The organism is Tenacibaculum geojense, from assembly GCF_042676005.1.
GTDB classification, from domain to species: Bacteria; Bacteroidota; Bacteroidia; order Flavobacteriales; family Flavobacteriaceae; genus Polaribacter; species Polaribacter geojense.
The window spans coordinates 1-4518 of record NZ_JBHTJR010000053.1 but is presented as its reverse complement, the minus strand read 5'-3'; the positions used below and the strand labels follow the sequence as shown (position 1 = coordinate 4518).

At 30.1% G+C, this 4518-nt stretch carries 4 protein-coding genes; 3 read left to right on the top strand and 1 reads right to left on the bottom strand.

What is annotated here, in order from left to right; genetic code table 11:
- Positions 1–1622 (top strand): hypothetical protein (locus ACFQ1U_RS12475; protein WP_386108879.1); only part of this gene is annotated, 1622 nt, incomplete at its 5' end.
- 1 nt (position 1623) lies between these two features.
- Positions 1624–2775 carry a gliding motility-associated C-terminal domain-containing protein gene (locus ACFQ1U_RS12470; protein ID WP_386108877.1) on the top strand — a complete coding sequence of 384 codons (1152 nt, stop codon included), beginning with the start codon at positions 1624–1626 and terminating at the stop codon, positions 2773–2775.
- Between the two features lie 7 nt (positions 2776–2782).
- Here the strand turns inward: ACFQ1U_RS12470 and ACFQ1U_RS12465 are convergent, their stop codons facing one another.
- Positions 2783–3271, bottom strand: a complete 489-nt coding sequence (locus tag ACFQ1U_RS12465) for a DinB family protein (RefSeq protein WP_386108875.1) — start codon at positions 3269–3271, stop codon at positions 2783–2785.
- 221 nt (positions 3272–3492) lie between these two features.
- Between ACFQ1U_RS12465 and ACFQ1U_RS12460 the strand changes: the two genes are divergently transcribed.
- Positions 3493–4188, top strand: coding sequence for a hypothetical protein (locus ACFQ1U_RS12460; RefSeq protein ID WP_386108873.1), 696 nt, complete (start codon positions 3493–3495; stop codon positions 4186–4188).
- Positions 4189–4518: the final 330 nt, after the last annotated feature.

Genomic DNA, 4518 nt, shown 5'->3' with positions numbered 1-4518 from the left:
ACTCAGCTCCTGATCAAACTGTAACTATTGCTGATGGTGGTAATGGTAATGTAACTGTAGGGGGAACATACCCTAATTTTACTATTGATGTGCCTAACACTGTTGAAAATACTGTTACAACCAGTGCAACAGCTCCTACTGGTCCTATCGAAGGTGATGTTTGGTTTGATACTAGTACATCTCCTACTACTGTAAGAATATGGGATGATAGTGCATGGTTAAGCATTAGCGATATTTCTAATAACTGGCTTTTAAATGGTAACACAGGTTCAAATAATACTAATTTTCTAGGTACAATTGATGATGTGAGAATGCAAATTAGATCTAACAACACTCCTATATTAGAATTTGGTAGAAGACAAACATTAGGGTTAGATCAAGCATATCCAGATTATACAAATATTAATCAATATCTTGTTTATCTTACTGGAGATAATGCAACGGGTACTTCTGCGCTTCAATTTAGAGCTGATGGTGCTTCATTTTACAAACCTATGTTTTTTACCACACAAAATGGTAACTTCAGATTAAAAGGTAGTACAGGTGTTACTGATTTATTTGAAATAGGTTCAGCAGGACCTGATAATGATGGAAGATTAGAATTTATTATTGGTGATGACGGTAATGAACCAATAATTTTTAAAAGATATGATTACAGAAGCGGTGGATTTCATAAAGAATTTTTTAGAGTTCAAGGGAGTAATAATACAGAAAACGCAAAAACTAGGTTTGGTATAAACATTAATACGAATAATGTAGCTGTAGATTCTGACTATAACGATCCTCAAACAACATATAACGTTGCTAATTCAACATTACAAGTGGAAGGTTCTGTTTCAAAATCTTTAGTAAATGTTAATTCAGGTGCTGGTGCTTTCAATTTAACTGAAGATCATCATACAGTAATACTTTCTACAAACAGAAATATTATTTTACCAAATGCAAACACCTGTAATGGAAGAATTTATGTTATAAAAAACGTCTCAGGAACAAATGTGACTTCTTCTAATTTTTTAAACCAGCAAAATGTAGTAACCAATTCTATAAACAACAATTCTACTATTTGGCTACAAAGTGAAGGTAATAATTGGCAACTTATTTCTGAAAGTACCCAAAGCTCAGCAAATGTATATACAGGTTTTTTTATAATTTCAACAGCAGGAACTCAAAACATTACAGGTTTACCTTTTCAACCGTCTCAAATAACCTTTGTGGCTCATGCGAATGTTGAAAGTTTAGATATTAATTCAGATAATGGTGTTGGTAACAATGCTCGAGGTATATCAAATTCATATGGTAGTATGAATGGTTTTGCAAGAAATAATGGAGGAAGTATTACACAACAAGTTATATATGTTGGAGGCTCTGGAAACTCTATTAATGACATTTCGAGATTTGCATCATCTTCTAGTTGTATAGGTTTACGTTATTCTGATCAAAATGGTAATTTTCTAGGTAGTATTACTGCTAATCTTGCTGCTTTTAATGCAGATGGCTTTTCTTTAAATGTTACATATACAAACGGTTCAGTAACTGCTAATAGCGGAAATCCAATTCAAAATGTACAACCAAATGATGTACAATCTGAATCGGTAGTAGTATTATATACAGCATACAGATAAAATGAAATCATTATTAACCACATACTTATTAACTGTTGCTTTAGTAGTTAATGCACAAGTGGCATTTCAAAATAACGGAAATGTACAAATGCATGACAACGCAAGCATAGGTTTTCATACCAATGTGGTTAACAATGGAACATTCGACTCTAATCTTGGTTTTACTGGTTTTTATAGCGATAACATTTTAACTATCTCTGGTACAAACAGGCCAATATTTAACATTGTAGAGGTTGATGCTGCTACTCATCTACAGTTACTAGTTTCTTTAGGTGTTAAAAATGAATTTACTTTTTTTAACGGAAAAATTATAACTCCAAGAAATAACCCAGAAATTTCTTTAGATTTTATTAATCATGACTTTTATGTTGGAGAAGATGATTTTAGATATACAGATGGATATACTTCAGTAATAGGTTCGGAAGTGTTTAGATTTCCTATTGGTGATGATGATAGATTAAGACCAATGATTATTAACTCAAACAATGGAAAATCTAACATCTTTAAAGGTGCATACTTTTATGAAAACCCTGAAAATCCAACAACATTTGCAGATCAGTTTTTAACGAATCAGAGACAGGTTTTTCTTGAAAATATAAGTCAAGAAGAATTTTGGGATTTAGATGGAGATACAGAAACAACCGTTACACTAACTTGGGATTCTTATAGTAATATTAATACATTAACTAATAATATTGAGTTTTTAACTGTAGTTGGATGGAGTGAAACTGACAATCAATGGGTAAACTTGGGAAATTCTGCCGTTACTGGAGATTTAAATGAAGGCCAAATAACATCTAATACATTTATTCCTAACAATTATACAGTAATAACTATTGGATCTGAATTTGCTTCAGGAACATTTTCTAATGATAATTATTTAATATCACCCAATGGTGATGGATTAAATGATGAATTGGTATTTGAGGGACTTGAACAATACGACACTACTCGATTATCAATATTTAATAGATGGGGTATTCCTGTTTATGAAACTGATGATTATCAAAATGATTGGAAAGGTTTATCTGAAGGAAGATTAACAATTTCTGCACAAGATGCATTACCTGTGGGAACCTATTTTTACATTTTACAATACGGTAATGATACGTTAAGTAATGAAAGAAGAGGTTGGGTATATGTAAATAGATAATTATAAACTATTTATTTACTTTTGGAGTTGTTGGATTATAACCAAAATCATTATCCGGTAATTCAATTCCTAATTGATTAATTATAAAACCAATACTAGCGTAATGGTGAATTGCATGGCTGTGAGCTTGAGCTAATGCACTACCCAATGTATATTGTGTGGATACCTTACCCAAACCTAAATCATCTGTAACTGTTATTAACACATTAAAGTCAGATTTCTTAAGTAATTTCAGTTTATTTATAACAGAATTAAAATATTGTATACCATGTTCAGTATACATCTGCGCCTGTTCATTTCTATCTCTACAAGAAAAGTCGATGCAATTATTTTCATATCCTTTAAAAATACAATCAAAAACATCTAAAACATGTCTCATATTATTGCCTATACTCGAATAATAAGGAGGAATTGAACAATCACTATACTCTTCATCAGAAATACTTTCTAAAAGTCTAATTCCACGTTTTAAGTTCGTCTCTATGGCATCTATCATAGTAAAGGTTTAAGGCTAAGTCGTATAAATATATAAATTTTTACATCAATAAATAATTATATGTAATTAATGATATAAAACAAAAAATAAGTATATGATTTAGTGATATTTACAACTATATAATAATTAATATTATTTTTTGGCACGTAGTTTGAATGTATGTAATCAAATGCGGAAGCCGAAAAGCATATAGAGTAAGCATAACCCTAAAATTAGCAATCATGAGAAAAGGGATACTATTTTTATTATTAAGTGTTTTAACATTAGCATCAGTAGAAGCTAAAACAACTAAAAGCAAAATTGGGGTTAACTATCGATATAACGATGCAGTTACCTTCATAGAAAGAGGAATTGAATTTCATGTTTTTTTAAACGGGGACTTTGATTTTGATACTCATTATAGAAACAATCGATACAATAGAAGATATTCTAGTGGTATAAGAATAGAAAGAGATTATAATGGTAGAGTTAGAAGAGTTGGTAATGTATTCATTAATTACGACCGAAGAGGTAACGTTAAAAGGATTGGATCAGTATATATGAAATATAGATATGGTAACTTATCTAAAATAGGAAACTTGTTTATAAATTATGATAAATGGGGATATCCTAACTATAGAGGATATGTTAAAGAAAGATATAATGAATCATATTTTAATATTGATGTTAATATAGGCCCTATTTATGATTATGATGATAGGTATTTTTACAGAGAAGATTTTAGAAACAACTATCGACAATTTAGAGAGGATAATGATTACTTTTATTACAGAGCTGCTCTAAATGCTAGAGTAGGTAAAAATAAAATCATAAAAAGAAAGAAGCCAAAAAATAGAAAAATTAAAAAATATAAAGAATACAAAAAAGAATACTATTTACAACCTGAACAAAAAGGGAGATCTAAAAGAGATAGATAAACAAATAAAACTGATACTTAAAGTATCGGTTTTATTTGTTTATCTATCTCTATATTATTTCAGAGCTACTATTATTGGTTGATATTGTAATTTTTATATTCTATTTATTCTTTAATGGTATAACAAGGATTAGTAGGTAGTATCCGTAAACCTAGGTATATATGGTATTAATGTAGCTTAGTATTGACCTATATAAAGATTCAGGGGAAGGAGTACCTGAACTTATGTAAACAAATAGATAACAAAAAAAACCTCATACAAAAATGTATGAGGTTTCGATTAAAAAGAAAGGCGATGACCTACTCTCCCACCAGTGGCAGTACCATCGGC

Coding starts and splice junctions, on each gene's coding strand:
- ACFQ1U_RS12470 (WP_386108877.1), top strand. CDS start 1,624: ATGAAATCATTATTAACCACATACTTATTAACTGTTGCTTTAGTAGTT.
- ACFQ1U_RS12465 (WP_386108875.1), bottom strand. CDS start 3,271: ATGATAGATGCCATAGAGACGAACTTAAAACGTGGAATTAGACTTTTA.
- ACFQ1U_RS12460 (WP_386108873.1), top strand. CDS start 3,493: ATGAGAAAAGGGATACTATTTTTATTATTAAGTGTTTTAACATTAGCA.